Here is a 20,822-nt window from a genome sequence, read left to right on the forward strand (position 1 = left end):
TTACTGCCATCAGGAAATGGTACGCCCCATGACGACTCTTGTTCACTGCCATCATGATCAGCCGCTTCATGCCATGTTATGTATACAAAACGCCATGTGCCTTATCCCCGTCGTTAACCATCCTGACTGTATGGGAGAATGGAGCTGAGGGCCATTGTACGGAAGCCAACGAACATATCCTCGTTTGAAAAGGAAGGAAGGCTGACATTCTGAATGAAAGGGAGATTGAAGCAATGGACGGACTGACATACCTTCTCCGAAAAGAGCAAGTAATGAGCCCAAGGCGAAGTTAAATAGAAAGCCGACCGTAACGGCCGGCTCAGGAGGAAGCACTCACCGAAGATGCGGACTTCTGCAGCTCCATCGGGTGGTTGCGGTTCGGCGTTCTGCCGAGAAAATATACTAGCGGCAAACCGAGTAATGTCATAATGACGCTAATAAAGTTAATATCGTTAATGCTTAACGTGAACGCTGCATTTTGCAGCAGCACCGGATCCGAAATACTCCCTTTCAATTCGGCCAGATGGGTGATGGTCCGTGCCGCTAGCAGCGAGCTGAACAGACCGATGGATAGGGAGGCCAACCCCTGCCGCAGCCAACTGTTAATGGAGGAGCCATAACCGGACAATTCCCGCGGAATGGCTGACATCCCCGCATTCATCGCTGGCGTATTCGCAAGCGCGATGCCCACGTTGCGCACGGCCATCCAGAACGTAATGTACCCATGAGGCGTGTCGACATGCAAGCGGCTCATCTCATACGTAGCGAATGCCATAAGCAACAGTCCGACGAAAATGAGCTTGACTGGACCAAAGCGATCGTACCAGCGCCCAGTGAACGGAATGATAATAGCCATCAGGGCAGAGGCTGGAAGCAGCACGAGACCTGAAGTAAGCGTCGAAGCCCCCTGAACATTTTGCAAAAAGAGCGGTGTCAGCAAAGCCCCTGCATATAAGCTAATCGTTAAGATGGACACGAGCAGCATGCTGAATGTATACCGCATATGACGGAATACCCGGAAGTCCAGCAGCGGCTGCTCCATCTTCAGGGAACGGCGGACAAAGAGCGCAATGATTACGATACCCACACCGATCAGACCAAGCGTCTGCCATGAAGCCCATCCCCAACGCGCTCCATTCCCGAACGCAAGCAGCAAGGACAAGCTGCCTAACATGACACTCACAAAGCCGATGCGGTCAAACCACGCCTTCTCGCTAATACGGTACATCGGAATAAAGCGGACGACCGCCACCATCGCGATAAGTCCAATCGGCACGTTAATCCAGAACAGCCAATGCCAATCGCCCACATGAACGATCCAACCAGCCAATGTCGGTCCGACAGCAGGTGCGACCATGGCAGACAAGCTCCACAGACTGATCCCCAACGCTTGGCGTTCCTTCGGGATCACCTGATATACAATGGTCATCGTCGTCGGCATAATAATGCCGCTGAAGGCGCCCTGCAAGACGCGGGACACAATTAGGCTGCCCTCGCTCCAGGATAGTGCGCACAGCACGGAGCAAATGACAAAGCCGCCCAATGCAACAAGATAAAGCCGTTTCGTGCTGAATCGGTTGCCGAAATAAGCTACTGCAGGCGCAATGATCCCTGTAGCCAGCATAAAGCCGGTTAGTACCCATTGAATCGTAAGCAGGTCGGTGTGGAAATGCTTCATTAAGACGGGAAGTGCGATATTAATCGTATTCGTGCTTAATACCGCCAAAAAGTTGCCGAAGAATATAGCAAACATAATACTCCAGAAGGTTCTATTCGATATGGTCTTTTCTCCTTCACCCATTCCATCCATCACTGCTTTCTGTCTATAAAATAAAAGATACATTACAGTAATTAATGTAAGAACTGACATGAAACGTCTTACTTTTAAGTTTACTCCCCTCTCGTTATAGTGTCAATATTGACATATGAAAAGAGCAAAAAAAGCCGAAAGTCAATTTACACAATCAACTTTCGGCTCTGCGGTGTCCCGCATTTTTTGCAATTATACCGTCGGTGATGCGGACGGCTCTTTCTTTGATCCATTCCTGCTTGACTTGCGCTCGGACAAATTCAGCCTGCGCTGCAGCGCGCCTAGCACAAGATCCGCGACAATGGCGAGCAGTGCCGCCGGAATGGCGCCGGCATAGATGCGCAGCGGGTTCTGCCCGTTCAGTCCGGAATATATCTCCCGGCCCAACCCGTCGCCGCCGACAAGCGGAGCTATCGTCGCTACCCCGATCGCGATGACCGCAGCAATGCGCAATCCCGTCAGCATATAGGTGAGCGCAAGCGGGAACCGAACTTTAAACAATAGCTGCATCGGGCTCATGCCAACACCACGTCCGGCCTCCACATAGCTTGGATTGACCTGCTTCAAGCCGACATACGTATTTCTGACAATCGGATTGAGTGAATACAGAAGCAATCCAACCACGACCGTCGTCGTGCCGAGTCCGAACGCCAGCATCAGCAAGACGAGCAGCGCCAAGCTCGGAATGACTTGCAGCGTGCTGGTTACGGCAAGAATGCTCCTGGCCAGCTTCTCGTTCCGGGAACATAGCACGCCCAGCGGAACACCGATGACAAATGCCAATCCTACCCCCGCCAGCACCATAATGACGTGTGTAACAAAATACTCCCACAATAAATCCGAATTCCGTCCCATATAAGACAACAAATCCGCGATGGTCCATTGATAATTACCCATGTTGCGCCTCCTTTCGTTACTTCTCGAGCAGACCGGCTTCTTTCAAATAATTGACAGCCACTTCACGTTCGCTCTTCTTCTCAATATCTACTTGATAATTCAGATCTATCATCGTCTTCTCATCGAACTTGCCGATAAGCAGTCCGATGACATCGTCCAATTCCGGATATTTCTCAAGCACATCCTTGCGTACGACCGTAGATGCGTCATACGGAGGAAAAAATTGCTTATCATCTTTAATCGTCGTCAAATTAAATGCTTTCAGCCGGGAATCGGTGGAGTAAGCCAGCACGATATCAACCTGCTTGTTCGCCACCGCCGCGTAGACGAGACTTAATTCCATCGGAAATTCCTGTCCGAATTTGAAGCCGTAAGTGTTCTGAAAACCTCTGTATCCGTCCGTATCGCGCTCCAGCCAGGTCGTATCGACGCCTAGGCGAAGCTTGGCCGCATCCTTGGCCACATCCGAAATCGATTGATAACCCTTATCCTTGGCCAAATCTTCGCTGATGGTGAAGGCGTACGTATTTTCAAAGCCGAGCGGGTCGTACCATTTGAAATCGAAATATTGATCGAAGCCTTCTTTTGCTTGCTTGAGCACTTCTTCGCGGTCCTTCGTATCTTTTACTGGAAAGTGATTATTAAAGATTTCACCAGTATAAAGCGTCGCCATCTGCAATTCATTTTTCTTCATCGCATTAATGACGACTGGACTTGCCGCCAGATCGGGCAACACCTTTGCTTTCAAATCTGTACGATCCTCTATCAACGCCTTATACATCTCTGCCAAAATCTTCGTTTCCGAGAAAGTCTGGGTACCGATGACAATGCGATTGTCAATGCCGCACGAAGACAGAAGTATCATTAACGCCAGCATGACAGCGGTCATGCCAGCAGGCCATTTCCAATGTTTCATACCGTATCCTCCTCTACTAAGCCGATCCATTCGCTACACCGACTGTACACCCCGTTTGCGTACGGCATTATGCCGTAATGCTGCTCGTCCGTCCGAAACGGCGTGTCAGTACTCTTTCCAACCATCCGAGCAGACCATCGATCAAGAACGCCAGCACAATTGCTCCTAAAGCGCCTGTAATGATCAATTCCGGCTTGTTTACGCCCAGCCCTGACACGATAAGCTGTCCGAGGCCGCCAGCGCCAATCAGCGCTGCAAGCGTAGCCCAACTGATAATATAGACGCTAGTGACGCGGATGCCAGACATAATATACGGCAGCGCTAGCGGAAGTTGGATGCGAATGATGCGTTGAAGCGTGCCGTACCCCATTCCCCGCGCCGACTCCAGCACGCCGCGATCGACCGAATCAAAGCCGTCGTACGTGTTGCGCAATATCGGCATAATGGAATACAGGAACAACGCGATGATAGCCGGCTTCATGCCAATGCCCATCAGCGGGATGAGAATGGCAAGCAAAGCTAGGCTCGGCACGGTCTGCAGCAGATTCGCCAAGAAGAATACAATGCTGTTCAACCAGTTGAAACGGTTATAAACAAGCGCGATTCCAAGCGGTATCGCTACCAGACATCCGAGCAATACAGCTGCTGCCGATATCGTCAGATGATCCCGCAAGGCAACGGCAATGTCTGCACCTCGCTCCTGCACAAATGACAAGAATGCATTCATTCGTTAAGCCTCCTCTCCGAACGTATTCGCTAAGCTGTCTACAATGGACGGATACACTTCCGACAAGTGCTTGACGACACTCCCCCGAGTAATAAGCCCTACGAACTTGCCCGTATCATCGACGATAGCCAGGTTGGTCAAGCGATGCTCGCTCATCATCTTCACCGCATCAGGCAGCGGTGTTCCGGGACGCACCAAATATCCGATCGGCTTCATGACGTCTTTCACCGTCTTGTTCTCTTCACCGTATTGGTCCAATACGTTGTAGATGGATACGATACCCTGCAGCTTATGTTGCCGATCCACGATAAACAGCGAGTCAACCTTGCGCCGTTCCATCATTTTGATCGCTTCTGCCAGACCCCGGCTCGGGAAAATCGTTACCGGATTAGGCACCGTAACTTCATCGACGATCGGTATGTCGATGCTAGTTTCGCTATCCATTCGCTTCTGCCCGATAAAGGTGCGCACGAAGTCGTTCGCAGGATGGCGGAGAATTCGTTCCGGTGAGCCGGTCTGGATCACTTCCCCGTCTTTCATCAGCACGATCGTGTCCGCAATTTTGATCGCTTCGTCCATGTCATGCGTCACGAACACAATCGTCTTATTCAGTTCTTCCTGAAGGCGAATCAACTCATCCTGCAGCTGTTCACGGCTAATCGGGTCTAGTGCGCTGAACGGTTCATCCATCAGGATGACGTCCGGGTCGGCGGCGAAGGCACGGGCTACGCCAATGCGCTGCTGCTGTCCGCCGCTCAGCTCTGATGGATAGCGATCGCGGTATACCTCCGGATCCAAATTAACTAATCGCAGCAATTCATCTACGCGTTTATCGATTGCAGCTTTATCCCATTTTTTCAAGTGCGGCACTACGGCAACGTTCTTGCCAATAGTCATATGAGGAAACAAACCGATGTTCTGAATAACGTATCCGATATTGCGCCGAAGTTCGACTGGGTTCTGCTCGGACACATTTTTGCCGTTGATGAGGATTTTACCGCTTGAAGGGGTCATTAAGCGATTAATCATTTTCATAGTCGTAGACTTACCGCATCCGCTTGGACCGATAAGAACGGTAAGTTCGCCTTTCTTGAACTCAAGGTTAATCTCTTTCAAGGCTTGGAAGCCGTCGTCGTAAACCTTTTTCACGTGTTGAAACTCAATCATGCACCGTTCACCTCTTTTATAAATTTAACTAATAGAACGTTGTTTCACGCACTGAAACTATTATGTTTATTATTTCATAACTATTTCTATATGTAAATGTTCATGCTTGTTTCAGCCGCCTGAGTTAGAACGAAAAATCTTATTTTCACAAGCAAACATAAGCATAACTTATAAATAAACCGAGCTTGGACTTATGAAACAAAAACTGCAAAAAAACTGCGCCAGTGTCCGCTGCAGTAAGCCTTCCCCTCTTTCATTATGCGCAATTGAAAAGATTTTATCGGCATGGATAAAACATGTTGCTCCAGTAGGATGGCGAGCAAGTGGATGGAAAATTTTAATAAAAAGGGGCTTTTCATTTTCTGAAGTCCTGTTATAATACAGATTAGTGATTTAGAAAACTGTATTATAACAGTAATCCACTATTATCAGGAGGCGATTGAAATGGACTGCTACTACTGCCATGGCAACGGGGAAATGGAATGCTTGAAATGCGACGGCACAGGGAGTCAGGAGGAAACTGGCGAATGCCGCACGTGCCAGGGGCACGGCTATACACCTTGCTTACGCTGCAACGGCAGCGGCAGCTTGGACTATGCATTCGATGAGCAAGATTCGATTGCGAACATTTTGCAATCCGTCTATTTGAGCCCAAACTTCAGCAGAGGGAGGTAACCAATCATGACAAGAACGTCCTCACACAATTGCAAGGAAATTGCCGTACTTGGTCCTATGCCGGAATCGTTCGCGGATATTTTGACGCCGGAAGCACTCGCTTTCCTCGAGAAGCTGCACGAGCAATTCAATCCGCGCAGACGCGCTCTGCTCACCGCCCGCGCCGAACGGCAGCGCCGGCTGGATGCAGGCGAACTGCCCGATTTTTTGCCGGAGACGACGCAGATCCGGGACAGTGACTGGACGGTCGCGCCCGTGCCTGCCGACCTGCAGGATCGGCGGGTGGAGATTACCGGTCCTTCTGGAGACGCGAAGATGGTCATCAATGCGCTTAACTCCGGCGCCAAGGGCTTCATGGCTGACTTCGAAGATGCCAACTCCCCGACGTGGGAGAACACCATCCGCGGACAGATGAACATGCGCGACGCTATCCAGCGCACCATCTCTTACACGAGCCCAGAGGGCAAATCATACCGCCTGAACGAACGGACGGCGTACCTGCTTATCCGGCCTCGCGGATGGCACCTAGAGGAGAAGCACATCCGCATCGGCGGAGAGAACGTCTCCGGCAGCCTCGTCGACTTCGGCCTTTACTTCTACCATAACGCGCAAGCCCTCATCCAGAATGGTTCCGGCCCTTATTTCTACCTACCGAAGCTGGAATCTCACCTTGAAGCACGGCTGTGGAACGACGTGTTCGTGTTCGCCCAACAAGAGCTGGGCATCCCACAAGGGACGATCAAAGCGACGGTTCTCATTGAGACGATACTCGCCACCTTTGAAGCCGACGAAATTCTATACGAGCTGCGGGAGCACAGCGCCGGCTTGAACTGTGGCCGGTGGGACTACATCTTCAGCTTCATCAAGCGGCTGAACCGCCATCGGCACGCGCTGCTCCCCGATCGGTCCCAAGTGACGATGACGGTGCCGTTCATGCGGGCGTATACGCAGCACGTCATCCGTACGTGCCACAAGCGCGCCGCCCATGCCATGGGCGGCATGGCGGCCCAGATTCCGATCCGGCACGATGTGCCCGCCAATGCGAAGGCGATGGAGCAGGTGCGCGCCGACAAGCTGCGTGAAGCGAACGACGGCCACGACGGCACATGGGTGGCCCACCCGGGGCTCGTGCCGATTGCGATGGAAGTGTTCGACGAGCGGATGGAGGGTCCGAATCAATTGGATAACAAGCGCGAAGACGTGCATGCGACGACGGAGGACCTGCTGGCCATCCCGGAGGGGACGATAACCGAACAGGGACTGCGGACGAACATCAGCGTCGGCCTGCAATATATCGAAGCGTGGCTGCGGGGTTACGGCGCCGTGCCAATCTTCAACTTGATGGAGGACGCGGCCACAGCCGAAATCTCCCGAACGCAGGTATGGCAATGGATTCGCCATCCGGAAGGACGTCTGGCGGACGGCACCGACATTACGCTCGAGCTTGTCCTGAAGCTGACGGAGGAAGAATTGACCGCGATTGAAGCTCAGCTCGGCAAGGAAGCATTCACAAGCCGCAGGTTTGCGGAAGCAAAGCGGTTGTTTACGGATTTGGTGAGCGAAGAGTCGTGCAGCGAGTTTTTGACGGTGACGGGCTATGAATTGTTGGGATGAAATCATTGAATGTGAGGAGATGGCTGCTGTGACGGAGAGACATGCGATTCAACAATTGGAGACAAGATGGAAAAGTGAGCGCTGGAAAGGCATTACCCGCTCTTATTCGGCGGAAGAAGTCATTCGGCTGCGCGGCTCTGTGCAGGTGACGCATACGCTGGCGCAGATGGGGGCGGAACGGCTGTGGGAGCTGCTGCATACCGAAGATTACGTGCACGCGCTCGGCGCCTTGACGGGCAACCAAGCCGTACAGCAAGTTAAGGCCGGGCTGCAGGCCATTTACTTGAGCGGCTGGCAGGTGGCCGCGGATGCGAACCTGTCGGGACACATGTATCCCGACCAGAGCCTGTATCCGGCGAACAGTGTACCGCAGGTCGTGAAGCGGATTAATCAGGCCCTGCAGCGGGCCGATCAGATTCAGCACGCGGAGGGGAAGGGCGGCACCTACTTCTTCGCCCCGATCGTGGCCGATGCCGAGGCAGGCTTCGGCGGGACGCTGAACGTATTCGAGCTGATGAAGGCAATGATTGAAGCGGGCGCAGCAGGCGTCCATTTCGAAGACCAATTGTCTTCGGAGAAAAAGTGCGGACACCTCGGCGGCAAAGTGCTCCTGCCGACGCAGCAGGCCGTCCGCCACTTGATTGCCGCCCGCTTGGCCGCCGACGTCATGGGCACCGGCACGCTTATCATCGCCCGCACCGACGCCAACGCCGCCCAGTTGATTACAAGCGACGCCGATCCATACGACCGCCCGTTCCTGACGGGGCAGCGTTCTCCAGAAGGCTTCTATTATACTCGCGCTGGACTTGATCAGGCGATCGCGCGCGGACTTGCCTATGCGCCTTATGCGGACCTCGTCTGGTGCGAGACATCCGAGCCGGACATGGATGAAGCTCGGCGCTTCGCCGAAGCGATTCATGCCAAGTATCCCGGCAAGCTGCTGGCTTACAATTGCTCGCCGTCCTTCAACTGGAAGAAGAAGCTGGACGACAAGGCGATCGCCAGCTTCCAACACGAACTTGGACGGATGGGCTACAAGTTCCAGTTCGTGACGCTGGCCGGCTTCCATGCGCTCAATTACAGCATGTTCGAGCTGGCGCGGGGCTACAAGGAGCGCGGCATGGCCGCTTACTCGGAGCTGCAGCAGGCCGAATTCGCCTTGGAACCGCTCGGCTACGAAGCGGTGAAGCATCAGCGCGAGGTCGGCACGGGCTACTTCGACGAAGTGACCCAGGCCATCTCGGGCGGCACCTCGTCCACGACGGCCTATGCGCAGTCGACGGAGGCGGAGCAGTTCACGTAAGGATGCCGATTCGGTTGCTGTCCAAGCAAGCGTAAACACAACGACCGCCCCTCTGACGAAGGGCGGTCATTGTCTTGCGAGAACCAATCAAGCGATATATCCAATGTAGGCAATGAACAGCACGGTCAATACGTACATAATCGGATGTACTTCGCGGAACTCGCCTTTTGCCATTTTAATGACCGTATACAAAATGAAGCCGAGCGCAATACCAGTCGCGACTCCATAAGTGAACGGCATGGCTACGATCGTAATGAAGGCCGGGATGGCTACCTCAAGCTTCTCCCATTTGACGAAACGCACCTGCGAAGACATCATCGCGCCGACTACAATGAGGGCAGGAGCTGTGACTTCGGTCGTCACGACAGACAGAAGCGGCGAGAAGAACAACGCCAATGCAAATAACAAAGATATGACAACGGAAGTGAAGCCTGTCCGCCCGCCTGCGGCAATACCTGCCGACGATTCAATAAACGATGCCGTCGTCGTCGTACCAAGGACGGAACCGACGAAAGAGGCGGAAGAGTCAGCCAAGAGCGCCCGGCCCGCATTCGGAATCTGGTTGTCCTTCATCAAGCCTGCTTGGCTTGCAATTGCAATGAGCGTGCCTGCTGTATCGAAAAATCCGACGAATAAGAAAGTAAACACCACCGCCAGCAATTCCGGGGTAAACATTTTATCCAGATGCATGAACGCAGCGCCGAACGTAGGCGACAGACTCGGAATCGTGCCCAAGATGCTTGTCGGCAATGGAACCAATCCCGAAATCATGCCGACAACCGTCGATATAATCATGCCATAGAAGATGGCCCCACGCACATTGCGCACGAGCAGAATGACTGTCACAATGAAGCCAAATGCTGCCAGAAGCGTCGGCCCGGAACGAAAATCGCCGAGCGTGACGAACGTGGCGTCGCTCTTGACAATAATGCCCGCATTCTTCAAGCCCATAAAAGCAACAAAGAAGCCAATTCCGCTCGCAATCGCGAATTTCAAGTCTTCTGGAATGATGGCAATAATCTTCTCACGAACTTTAATCAGACTCAAAATAATAAATAAAATGCTCGATACGAATACGCCGGTCAACGCCGTCTGCCACGATATGCCCATGCCGATGACGACCGAGTACGTAAAGAAGGAGTTGAGACCCATGCTCGAGGCGACGCCAATCGGGTAATTGGACAGCACCCCCATGAGCAGCGTTCCGATAATCGCCGTCAGCGTCGTCGCGGTAAATACGGCGCCGCGGTCCATGCCGGCTTCACTTAAAATGATGGGATTGACGACCAGTATGTAGGCCATGGAGAGAAAGGTCGTCAAACCCGCAATAATTTCTTTGCGATAGGTCGTTCCCCGCTCCGCAAATTGAAAAAAAGATTTCATGGATGCGCCTCCTGATGATTGCTTGCACGTTATTTTATTTAGAGCAGAATTGGTGTTTGCCGTTTTTATCGCCATAAGGGATGGTTTCGTTTTCACTTTAGCGCTTCAGAGAACTTCTTAATGGGTCAAAAAAAAGCTCTGGCGCCTTGCTGTCCGCAAAGTCCAAAGCTTGTACTGTACATCAACTGGAGATATCCGGGGTCCGCTGCGCTTCGTGCCACGCATGAACTCGTCCCGTTGAAGGCAAATCGCCAAGCTCATTTATCCTCCAACACGCTCTCCTTGTAGCCAAGCTCTTTACGGGTAGCTTTGTAGAAACGTCCGCGCCTTATTCACGAACCTATACAAGGGCAATATGTATATGTGAAAACCAACTCTCCAACTTTATCAGCGATCGAAAGTCGAGTCAAGGATATCTGTTATAGCCTTTTCGACGTTGTTCTTATGAATACAATCCACAACGCAGTTAATGGAATCGTGCCTATTGGCCATTAGACAATTTGGATATTATCGAGCTTATCAAGTCCATTGGATGCGTCCCGCCTGACGTTGCTCATTGCACATTCCTTGTCACTTTAGATGCTCCCCACCAGTCGTAAGACCATTCGTACCTTCCATTTCACTTTCGATTCCTCGAAGCGTATCCATTGGAAATTTTCCAACCAAATTGATGTCAAAGGACGTTAATCGACGTTTGGTTGGATTCTATGCAGTGGATTTACCCGATAGTTAGCTTTGAAGCAAGAAAAAGTCCATTTGACTGGATGTTTTCCAATCAATAGACGTCATTCGGACTCATACCAGTAAAACTACTGTACTATTTCCAATGGATGATGATACTGTGATGGGTTGATCTAATAGATGATGCTGAGATGCGTTGATCCATTAGATGATGGTGAGGAATAGGTTGGTGATGAGATAGGTGTGCTTACCTAGATGGATAGTGAGATTGGTTGTGCTGGTAGGAACTTGGCTGCATATAGTCACGTCTGTATAAAAAAAGACAAAGGCTGCAGCATTAACGCCGCGTCACCTTTGTCCAGAATCCACCGTGCAGATGGCTCGGCTCTGATGTTACGATAAAAGCTTTCGGTTCGATATCCAATATCGAGGCATACAGCTTATTCCGGTTCTTCCGCCGGGAGAGCACCTCCAGCATAAGACGGTGTCCGTCCCGCCCGCTGCCGATCCATGTCGTCACGCCGTATCCATGGTCGCGCAGATGGTTCGGAAGATCGCTTTCCGGATTGTTCACAATGACCTTGAGAACGACATACCCAAGGGCGATTTTGTCCTCAATCCACGATCCGACCAACACCCCGATACCGTAGCCGGCCGCATAGACGATGAGGCTAATCGGTTCATCCAAATATTTCAACACCATATTCAAGCCGAGCACGTAGATGATAATCTCGACCGTACTGAGCGCTGCGGCCAAATACCGCTGCCCCTTTAAAGTGAGAATCATCCGCAAAGTGAAAAATGAAACGTAGACGATTTGGATGGTGAAAATTGCGAGTAAAATCGTAAACATAGCGCGTTCCTTTCCTTCCGCCGAAGCAGCTGCAAAGCGTTTGTTATATGAAGCTCATTACCCCTCTTCCCCATCCCAGAAACGATGGCAAAAAAAGAAGAGCCCTAGCACATTTGCCAGACTCCCTTGATTGTAATCCCTTTACAGCTGCAACACAAGCCAAATTAGCGCCGATCGAACGCTGCCAACTGAACGGGCAGCCCTGTCCGCTAGAATGCTGCGTCTGCTTGGACAGCCTAACGGCATAATCCTCCCATGTGCGCAAGTAGTCCAGCACCCAATGCCCTCTCTTTTCGATGCGATGAAGCTAAATATCCGCCCCACTATGCCAGCATATTTCTGGCGTCTGATGATACGGCAGCCGTCACCAAGGCAACCACTTCGCATTCCAATTCTGTTTTTGACGAGCTTCACCTGTTTGCTAGAAATGATAATCATTATCATATATGTTGTCAAAATCCTCGCTCTCGCAAAGAAGAGCATATCCAGACTGCCCAGGCCATTTGCATGCGACTCTCAACTCTTAGCTTGCTCCAACAATCGTATGGGACTGCTCTCTCCTCTAAAAAAGGGCTGCAAGAAGTCCTTTTTCCCACTCACCCCTTGATTCAGAATAACGTGTATCCTATCGATCAACTAGTTGGTAACGTCCAGTCGCTCTTCACTGCCGGGATCAATCCCTTCTTTAACGCCGCAAGAAACCTCGTGGACCCGCTCCAATAAGAACAAGAATACGTCCGTTCTCATTCAATAAACCATGGTCCTTAGCAGCTAAAGCTGTTCCTTGAAACATCTGAATAATGGGGAGAGTGAGCAAAGGGGAAATTCAACGACACTTGGCTTGCTCAATCTGAATCTTGGGGAGAGTGGGCAAAGGGACGTTTGGGTCGACTCTTCCGTGCTGAGTCTTGGGAAGAGTAAACAAAAAGGCACGGTGAGGCTAAGGAAAAAGCAGCCCGGAACTAATGACGCTAGTTCGAGACTGCCAATAACATAATCCTCCATACGAAGACATGACAATTATGTCCGTCCCCTATGTAACTAACTCTATTTCATATCAGCGGCTGCGATGCTTGCAGCATTCCGTTCACCTATCAGCGTCCGCACTCGCGCAGAATGCGATATATCCGGTCCATGTCCAGATGCTCGCGAACCGCATCCGCCAAGCGATCAAAGGCAGCCTCCCGTTGAGCGCCGAAATTCAAATCGCTCGGGAGAGGAGCGAGCCCCTTGGCCTGGCGCAGACCATTCAACCAGCCTCTGCGGAACCCGTCATTATGGAATAAACCGTGCATATACGTGCCCATGATGCGTCCGTTCGCATGGAGCATGCCGTCATAGCTATCGTAGCCGTCAAGGACCGCCCCGTCTTCACCGTTCGCCTGCAGCTTCAAGAGCGGTTCGGCTGCGATATCGGACTTCGTCTGGACCGAGCGTCCCATATGGATCTCATAGCCTTCCATGCGGCAGCGATAAAGCGGAGTGTCGCGCAGCATGGACGCAGACACTGTGCCTTGCACCCGTTCCGTCCGTTTATCGGTTGCGAACTCCGTCTCCATCGGCAGCAGCGCCAAGCCGTCCATGACAGTGCCCGCTTCCGCCTCTGCCCCATATGGATCCAGAAGGCGCTCGCCTAACATCTGATAGCCTCCACAAATGCCGACCACGACGCCATCCTTCGCATAGTACATAACCGCTTCAGCAAGTCCGTTCTCGTTAAGCCATTGCAGATCCGCCATCGTGCTCTTGGTCCCCGGAATGATGATTGCATCCGGCGCACCGAGCTCTTGAGGGCGGCGAATATAGCGGATGCGCACGTCTCGTTCCGCCGCCAGCGGGTCAATATCTGTGAAATTGGATATACGGGGCAAGGCTACGACGGCAATATCCAAGTCGTTCTCCGGCAGCACCTTCCCCTTCCACTGCTCAAGCGCAACGGAATCTTCCGCTTCGATGTCCAGATCATCCGCATAGGGCAGCACGCCGAGCACCGGAATCCCGGTCCGCTCCTCGAGCCAATCGAGTCCCGGCTGCAGCAGTGTGACATCCCCCCGGAACTTGTTGATGATGAAGCCCTGCACCCGCTCCCGTTCATGCGGCTCCAGCAGCTCCAGCGTGCCGACGATGGAAGCGAATACGCCGCCGCGGTCGATGTCCGCGACAAGCAGCACCGGCGCTTCCGCCCACGCCGCCATGTTCATGTTGACGATATCGTTCTGCTTAAGATTGATTTCAGCCGGACTGCCGGCCCCTTCCATCACGATGATATCGTACGCAGCGCGCAGCCGGTTCACCGCATCCACCACAGTTCGCTTCGCTTCAGGCAAGAAGCGGGTGCGGTAATCGCTTGCGCTTAGGTTCATGTAAGGCTTGCCATGCACGACGACTTGAGACTGCATGTCCTTCATCGGCTTAATCAGCACCGGGTTCATATCCGTCGTCGCCATAATGCCGCAAGCTTCCGCCTGCACGCCTTGCGCCCGGCCAATCTCCTTGCCATCCGGCGTAACATATGAGTTCAACGCCATATTTTGCGATTTGAACGGAGCGACATCGTAGCCGTCCTGCTTGAAGATACGGCATAATGCGGTAGTGACGACGCTCTTGCCTACATCGGATGCCGTTCCCTGCAGCATAATCGCTCGACCTTTGCTGCCGCCTTCCTCACATAACGGAACACGTACAGAAGCGTTCTTTACTTTATCCACATTCATCAACCGTTCACCCTCTCCATCCGGTCATCAGCACGAGCAGCAGCAGCAAGATTGTTTCCGTCAGTTCGTTCATTGCTCCATAGGTATCGCCCGTCAAGCCTCCGAGCTTCTTGGACAAATAACGCGAGCATCCCCATACGGCACCCATCCCCAGCACAGGAGCGCCAAGCAGAAGCCACCACGGGTGAATCGCATATGCAGCTAGCGCTGCGAAGGAAGCAGACCATCCGGCCATTTCAAGTGGCACCGACACCATAATATATACGGTCGCCAGACTAAGCATAAGTGCGGAAAAGACTGCGCCAAGCAAATGCCCCCGGTGCAATCCTTGAAAATAACTGCCCAGCCCTGATTCCGCACGCGCATACGGCTCGTTCGTCATGCCCCATACCATTGCCGCTCTAGACCAGATAAAAGGGACGACAAGCCACAGCTGCCACGCCCCGGCCGTCATTAGACTTGCGATAAGAGACCACTTGAGCAACAGCACGAGGATGCAGGCGATGACTCCCATCGCTCCGACACGGCTGTCCTTCATAATTTCCAGCATTCGCTCGCGGGAACGATGGCTCAAGACGCCATCCGCCGTATCCATCAGCCCGTCCATGTGCAGTCCGCCGGTTAGGGCAACAGCCAGCGCCAGCGTCAATACCGCAGCCGGCCCTGCGGGCAGCACAAGCTGCAAGCCGAGTCCCGCTCCCCATATCAGAACGCCTACGATACATCCTGCCCAGGGGTAGAACAAGGTGCTTCGCTTGAGCACCTCGTTCGTAAAAGGAACATTCACAGGAACCGGAATTCTGGTCAGAAACTGAATTGCCGCAATAAATGCCTGTAGCCATTGCTTCATAGCTGAACCATCCTGCTCTTTATTTCGATCGGTATGCCCGCCGTGACGAGATACACTTCATCTGCCCGTGCCGCAATACGTTGATTCAGCCGGCCTGCTGCATCGCGAAAGATGCGCCCAAGCTTGTAAGCGGGCACGACACCGCTGCCGACTTCATTCGTCACCATCACGATGGTGCCTTGCGCCGCCGTCAACGCGTCCAGCATATCATCGATACGCGCATACAGTCTTTGCTCCATCTCCGGGCCTTCCCCCAGTTCCTGCTCTGCATGCAGCAACTCGTTCGAAAGCCACAGCGTCAGGCAATCGATGAGCACCGCCGATTCATCCGCTTCTTTCACCCATTCCGGCAGTTGCAGCGGACAATTGGCGGTGAGCCACGCATAGCCGGAAGCTTCTCGCTCCGCTTGATGCAGCCGGATCCGCTCCCGCATCTCATCATCATGCGCTTCCGCCGTCGCGACATAAGCGCCCCCTTGCGGGGCCAGCTTCTGGAGCAGCCGCTCCGCGAACGTGCTCTTCCCGCTGCGCGCGCCGCCAGTTACAAGGATGATGCGGTTCATTGGCCGTCGTCCTTACCGGATACGCCTGCTTCGGCAAAGGTGGCCATCTCGCGCATAATGCGCAAGGAAGCATCGATGAGCTGGAACATGAGCACTCCGCCTGTCCCTTCGCCCAGTCGCATATTTAGATGCAGGCACGGCCGCAATTCCAATTCCGCCAGCAGCGCCGCATGCCCCCGTTCCTCCGACAAGTGTGATCCTATCAAATACGGCTTCACGTCAGGAGCCAAGCGGACGGCCGTCAAGGCGGCAGCGCTGGATATGAAGCCGTCGATGACGACCGGCGTACGATTCGCCGCCGCACCGAGAATGACGCCGACCAAGCCGGCAATCTCCAAGCCGCCGACCTTCGCCAGCACATCGAGCGCATCTTCCGCATTCGGTTGATTCACTTCGAGCGCGCGGCGGACGACACTGCACTTATGTTCCCATTGGGCATCGCCGATGCCTGTTCCGCGTCCGACCGCGTCAGCCGCTGGCAAGCCGGTAAACGCGCACAGAATGGCGGCGCTGGCCGTCGTATTGCCGATTCCCATCTCGCCTGTCGAGAAGAGACGGTATCCGGATTGAACACATTCCTGCACCGTATCCACACCAGCCTGAATGGCGGCTTCCGCCTCCGCACGCGTCATCGCAGGCCCCTTGGCCATGTTGGCTGTCCCTCTTCTCACCTTGCGCGACTGCAGGTTCGGGTCGGCCAAGTCGGCATTGACGCCCACATCGACACAGATGACGTCGGCCCCGGCTTCGCGTGCCAGCACGTTAACCGCCGCTCCGCCACGCAGGAAGTTATGAACCATCTGCGGCGTTACCTCGGCCGGGAATGCGCTGACTCCTTCTTCACAGACTCCGTGATCACCTGCCATGACAATGACTGCCTTCTTCTCTAACAGCGGCTTCGCTTCGCCTGTAATTCCCGCCAACTGAACCGCAAGGTGCTCAAGCAGGCCCAAGCTTCCTGGGGGCTTCGTCAATTGGTTCTGATGCTGAAGCGCTGCCTGCATCGCTTGCTCGTCTACAGGCTGAATTCTGTCAATAAGTCGTTGAAGTTGTTCTGTCATCCCTGTTCATCTCCGTTGTCAATAATTTTGGTTTACAAATTCGTCTACGCATTGCCGTGCTGAGGGCAAATGAGCACCTGCGGCCGGCCGATCTCCGGATGCGGCACGATCGTCGTCCGCGTCGCGAAGATACGTTCCAGCAGCTCCGCAGACATCAGTTCATCCGGACTTCCCTCCGCGATCAGCTTGCCCTCGTGCAGCACGATGAGGCGGTCGCAATAGAGGGAGGCCAAGTTCAAGTCATGCAGCACCGACACGACCGTCAGGCCGCAATCTTGCTGCCAATCGCGCACGACATCCATGAATTGGACTTGATAATGGATGTCGAGGTAGGTGGTCGGCTCATCCAGCAGCACGATGCTCGGCGACTGGGCCATCAGCTTCGCCAGCGCAGCCCGCTGTCGCTGTCCTCCGCTTAATCGGTCAAGCGGACGATCCGCGAGTGGAGTCAACTGCAGCCGATCCATAATGCCGTCAATGAACGGACCGCTGTCTTCGCCTTCCGAACCGAGCCACGATTGATATGGGAATCGTCCCATCTCAACAATTTCGCGCACGGTGAAGTTAAGCGGAGGCAGCGCCTCCTGCTGCAGCACCGCCATCAACTGCGATAACGCCTTGCGCTTATAAGAGGCAAGCGCCCGACCCTGAATGCGGACACGTCCGGCAGACACGGTATCCGCCCCCGATACGAGCGACAAGAGCGTCGATTTCCCGCTTCCGTTCGGTCCGATGATGCCGACCCATTCTCCGGGCTGCACGGAAAGCGATACGTTGTCGAGCACCGTTTTGTCGCCATAACGTTTGCACAGCCGCTCCGCGTGAATGATTGGTTCCGCTGATTGCGCCTCCTGCTGTGCCAGCATATGTCTCATGACCATTTCCCCCGTTTCGTACGCTTGTTCCGAATGAGCAGGTAAGCAAAGAAGGGCGCGCCGATAAATGCAGTCACCACGCCGAGAGGAATTTCCGTCGGTGCAAACGCCGTTCTTGCAATCGTATCCGCCCACATCACATAGATTGCGCCGCCCACCGCTGAGAGCGGAATCAAATAGCGGTAATCCGGACCGACGATTAAACGCAATATGTGCGGAACGACCAAGCCGACAAAGCCGATGACGCCAGATACGGACACCGCCGCCGCCGTAATTAATGTGGCGGTAAGCAGCACTACCCACTTCGTGCGCTCCACATGAAGCCCGAGATGAGAGGCCTGCCGCTCGCCCAATGCGAGCAGATTAAGCGGTCTTGCATAGGAAATGAGAATAATGATGCCGATAGCCAAGTAAGGGCCCAGCACAACCGTATAGGACCATCCGCGCAGCGCCAAGCTGCCCATGACCCAGAACAATATTTCGTTAATCGTTTGCTTCGTCATCGCGACTAAGAAGGAGACGATCGCGCCAAGAAAGGCTTGCATAACGACCCCTGACAAAATAAGCGTTTCAATCGGGATTTTCCCGCCGTCATTGGCAAGTCTCATGACGATAATAAGCGTCAACGTCCCTGTTGCGAAAGCGACGACCGGAATGGTCCACTCTCCGAGCAGCGCGTATTGGAGCCCGAAGTATATAAGAAGGGCCGCGCCGACGGACGCGCCGGACGATACGCCCAGAGTGTACGGGTCAGCCAACGGATTGCGCAGCACGCCTTGAAACGCGGTGCCTGCCACACCGAGCGCTGCTCCGACCAACATCGCAAGCACGACGCGTGGAAAGCGCACCTTCATCATAATTTGCGCAGAGGCGTCATCCCAGGTCACCGGAAATATAGAGTCCAAGCCCGGTATATGATGGAGCAAGATGCGTGTCATTTCACCTAAAGGCATCTGCACCGAGCCTACAGCCAAGCATCCCACAACGGACAAGAGGAGAAGCGCAAAGCTCGCTCCTCCATACCATACAATCTTTTTCATCTATTTCTCCGCATCGGTTATTTCACCAAGTCAGGGTAAATCGCTTTTGCAACGGCTTTGAGCCCCTCCGCCACACGAGGTCCCGGACGGCTGAGCAAATTTTGATCCACAGCGATAACTTGGTTGTTTTTAATCGCGTTAATGTTATTCCACCCGCTACGTCCGCGGATGATTTCTTCCAATGACTTGTTCGTATCCTGGTCGACAACCCCTTGGGTGTACAAAATGACGTCAGGATTCGACTTGATGATGTTCTCCTCGTTGATTTGCACCCAGCCTTCCGCATCCGCTGCTACGTTCGTAGCGCCGGCAAGCTCGATCATCTCATTCATGAACTCACCGCTGCCTACTGTCCAACCTGGGGAGAACTCAATGTACACTTTTTTCTTGTCGGTAACGCTTTGCACAGCAGTTTGTACTTCTTCGCGCGCTTTCTTCATTTGCTCAACGACTGCTTGCGCTTCTTTTTGACGATCCGTAATTTGACCGTACAGTTCTATGTTTTTAATAACGTCATCATATGTCTTCGGTTCCACTTTGAAAATTTTAATGCCTAGCTCGCGGAATTTGTTCACGACTGGCTCTTTCATGGAGATGCCGGTGAAGACAATATCTGGCTTCGCTGCAATAATCGCCTCTTCATTCGGTTTTACGATACCGCCCATCTTCGCCTTCGAGGCGGCTACTTCTGGATAGTCGTCATAGTCGGATACCCCGACGATTTGTTCATCCAAGCCAAGAGCAAACAACGACTCTGTCTCTGCCGGCGATACCGAGATGATGCGCTCCGGCGCTTTGTCGAAGGTGAACTCTTCACCAGTGACGTCTTTCACGGTAAGCGGATATGTCGTCTTCGCAGCGTCATCCTGCTTCGGTTGCTCTGTATTGGAAGCTTCTTTATTTGTGTTCTCCTGCTGCGCCGCCGTGTTGTCGGAAGGCTTCACTTCCCCTGTGCTCGCGCCGCAAGCCGTCAAGCTTACTGCCAAAATAACTGCCAATACGGCTGCCAATGTTTTATTCAGCCATTTGTGCATACATGTTCCTCTCCCTTGCTTAATATATTCCTTGAGTGTGAATCGTCTTCTGTGAACTGGAGCAAACGCGGTAAACGCAGTGCGCAATAATGGTCAGGTGACGAGCATATCCCTTCATCTATATACAATAGGTTGTCAAAGAACACAGTGTTAAAAAACCCCCGATCCTACGGATCGGGGGACTTCGTCTCACTTAGCCTATAAGGTACGACACGGCATAGCCAGCGCCATGCTTGCCGCAACAGCGGTATCGACAGCGTCTTGCATTGCCTCATGCCATACTTTGTAGACGTGGTCCCTTCCGCGAAGGATATTGCTCGTCTATCTTCAGGCAGGTCTCCTGACTTAGGAGCTGCACGTTGCCGCTCGCCTTCCCGTCGCCGCATCCGAACATCTGTACATCCGGCGCCGCATCGACAGTGGCTTCATGAGCGCAACACTCCATTCACAGTGGCGGGACCGCGCCGGAATTTCACCGGCTTCCCTATTAACCTTGGGCATGGATCATATATTAGATCGGATCAATCGTATCCGTACACGCAAGGGCCTGAAGAAATTGCACTATTCATTTGTCCGTTCAAGCATTGAACTTGATAATAGATTATAGGGGAAAAGCTCCGTTCTTGCAATAAGGTTGCTCACAAGGGCAACCTGTCTCC

The 20,822-nt window shown here is 53.2% G+C and carries 17 protein-coding genes and 2 riboswitches; of the genes, 3 read left to right on the top strand and 14 right to left on the bottom strand.

Translation table 11 applies throughout. From position 1 onward, the window contains the following. Window positions 1-319: 319 nt before the first annotated feature. The 5 genes from LQV63_RS05400 to LQV63_RS05420 form a co-directional block, all read right to left on the bottom strand. Window positions 320-1,753, bottom strand: coding sequence for an MDR family MFS transporter (locus LQV63_RS05400; protein ID WP_233695946.1), 1,434 nt, complete (start codon window positions 1,751-1,753; stop codon window positions 320-322). Window positions 1,754-2,002: 249 nt separating this feature from the next. Then, window positions 2,003-2,707: an ABC transporter permease gene (locus LQV63_RS05405; RefSeq protein ID WP_233695947.1), complete on the bottom strand. Its 705-nt coding sequence runs from the start codon at window positions 2,705-2,707 to the stop codon at window positions 2,003-2,005. A gap of 16 nt (window positions 2,708-2,723) precedes the next feature. Then, a complete protein-coding gene (locus LQV63_RS05410) occupies window positions 2,724-3,623 on the bottom strand; it encodes a glycine betaine ABC transporter substrate-binding protein (RefSeq protein WP_233695948.1) in 900 nt (299 codons plus the stop codon). 67 nt (window positions 3,624-3,690) lie between these two features. Next, a complete protein-coding gene (locus LQV63_RS05415; protein WP_019423059.1) occupies window positions 3,691-4,350 on the bottom strand; it encodes an ABC transporter permease in 660 nt (219 codons plus the stop codon). Between the two features lie 3 nt (window positions 4,351-4,353). After that, window positions 4,354-5,517 carry an ABC transporter ATP-binding protein gene (locus LQV63_RS05420; protein ID WP_019423058.1) on the bottom strand — a complete coding sequence of 388 codons (1,164 nt, stop codon included), beginning with the start codon at window positions 5,515-5,517 and terminating at the stop codon, window positions 4,354-4,356. Window positions 5,518-5,961: 444 nt separating this feature from the next. Here LQV63_RS05420 and LQV63_RS05425 point away from each other — a divergent pair, with 444 nt between their 5' ends. Genes LQV63_RS05425 through aceA form a run of 3 tightly spaced genes read left to right on the top strand, consistent with a single transcriptional unit; the run spans window position 5,962 to window position 9,109 of the window. Further along, on the top strand, window positions 5,962-6,192 hold the full coding sequence (locus LQV63_RS05425; protein WP_019423057.1) for a hypothetical protein: 231 nt from the start codon (window positions 5,962-5,964) through the stop codon (window positions 6,190-6,192). A 6-nt stretch (window positions 6,193-6,198) separates the two neighbouring features. Beyond that, window positions 6,199-7,806, top strand: coding sequence for a malate synthase A (aceB, locus tag LQV63_RS05430; RefSeq protein WP_325175855.1), 1,608 nt, complete (start codon window positions 6,199-6,201; stop codon window positions 7,804-7,806). A gap of 19 nt (window positions 7,807-7,825) precedes the next feature. Further along, entirely contained in the window at window positions 7,826-9,109 is a 1,284-nt protein-coding gene (gene aceA / locus LQV63_RS05435) for an isocitrate lyase (RefSeq protein ID WP_036705000.1), read from the top strand. 87 nt (window positions 9,110-9,196) lie between these two features. Here aceA and LQV63_RS05440 read toward each other — a convergent pair whose 3' ends face one another. The 9 genes from LQV63_RS05440 to LQV63_RS05480 form a co-directional block, all read right to left on the bottom strand. Next, window positions 9,197-10,492, bottom strand: coding sequence for an NCS2 family permease (locus LQV63_RS05440; RefSeq protein WP_233695949.1), 1,296 nt, complete (start codon window positions 10,490-10,492; stop codon window positions 9,197-9,199). A 265-nt stretch (window positions 10,493-10,757) separates the two neighbouring features. Continuing rightward, window positions 10,758-10,860, bottom strand: a riboswitch (purine riboswitch). Between the two features lie 650 nt (window positions 10,861-11,510). Continuing rightward, window positions 11,511-12,026 carry a DUF2179 domain-containing protein gene (locus LQV63_RS05445; protein ID WP_019423053.1) on the bottom strand — a complete coding sequence of 172 codons (516 nt, stop codon included), beginning with the start codon at window positions 12,024-12,026 and terminating at the stop codon, window positions 11,511-11,513. Between the two features lie 1,094 nt (window positions 12,027-13,120). Then, the gene (locus tag LQV63_RS05450; RefSeq protein ID WP_233695950.1) at window positions 13,121-14,740 is read right to left on the bottom strand and encodes a cobyric acid synthase; all 1,620 of its coding nucleotides are present in this window, start codon (window positions 14,738-14,740) and stop codon (window positions 13,121-13,123) included. Between the two features lie 7 nt (window positions 14,741-14,747). Then, on the bottom strand, window positions 14,748-15,590 hold the full coding sequence (gene cobS / locus LQV63_RS05455; protein WP_233695951.1) for an adenosylcobinamide-GDP ribazoletransferase: 843 nt from the start codon (window positions 15,588-15,590) through the stop codon (window positions 14,748-14,750). Then, window positions 15,587-16,153, bottom strand: coding sequence for a bifunctional adenosylcobinamide kinase/adenosylcobinamide-phosphate guanylyltransferase (cobU, locus tag LQV63_RS05460; protein WP_233695952.1), 567 nt, complete (start codon window positions 16,151-16,153; stop codon window positions 15,587-15,589). The genes cobS and cobU overlap by 4 nt, the downstream gene beginning before the upstream one ends. Beyond that, window positions 16,150-17,214, bottom strand: a complete 1,065-nt coding sequence (cobT, locus tag LQV63_RS05465; protein ID WP_233695953.1) for a nicotinate-nucleotide--dimethylbenzimidazole phosphoribosyltransferase — start codon at window positions 17,212-17,214, stop codon at window positions 16,150-16,152. Before cobT ends, cobU begins: the two co-directional genes overlap by 4 nt. A gap of 44 nt (window positions 17,215-17,258) precedes the next feature. Next, a complete protein-coding gene (locus LQV63_RS05470) occupies window positions 17,259-18,089 on the bottom strand; it encodes an ABC transporter ATP-binding protein (RefSeq protein ID WP_233695954.1) in 831 nt (276 codons plus the stop codon). Then, window positions 18,086-19,129 carry a FecCD family ABC transporter permease gene (locus LQV63_RS05475; RefSeq protein ID WP_233695955.1) on the bottom strand — a complete coding sequence of 348 codons (1,044 nt, stop codon included), beginning with the start codon at window positions 19,127-19,129 and terminating at the stop codon, window positions 18,086-18,088. The genes LQV63_RS05470 and LQV63_RS05475 overlap by 4 nt, the downstream gene beginning before the upstream one ends. Before the next feature lie 17 nt (window positions 19,130-19,146). Beyond that, entirely contained in the window at window positions 19,147-20,163 is a 1,017-nt protein-coding gene (locus LQV63_RS05480; RefSeq protein ID WP_233695956.1) for an ABC transporter substrate-binding protein, read from the bottom strand. Window positions 20,164-20,476: 313 nt separating this feature from the next. After that, window positions 20,477-20,687: riboswitch (cobalamin riboswitch) on the bottom strand. Window positions 20,688-20,822 lie beyond the last annotated feature (135 nt).

Source organism: Paenibacillus profundus (assembly GCF_021369635.1).
GTDB classification, from domain to species: Bacteria; Bacillota; Bacilli; order Paenibacillales; family Paenibacillaceae; genus Paenibacillus_B; species Paenibacillus_B profundus.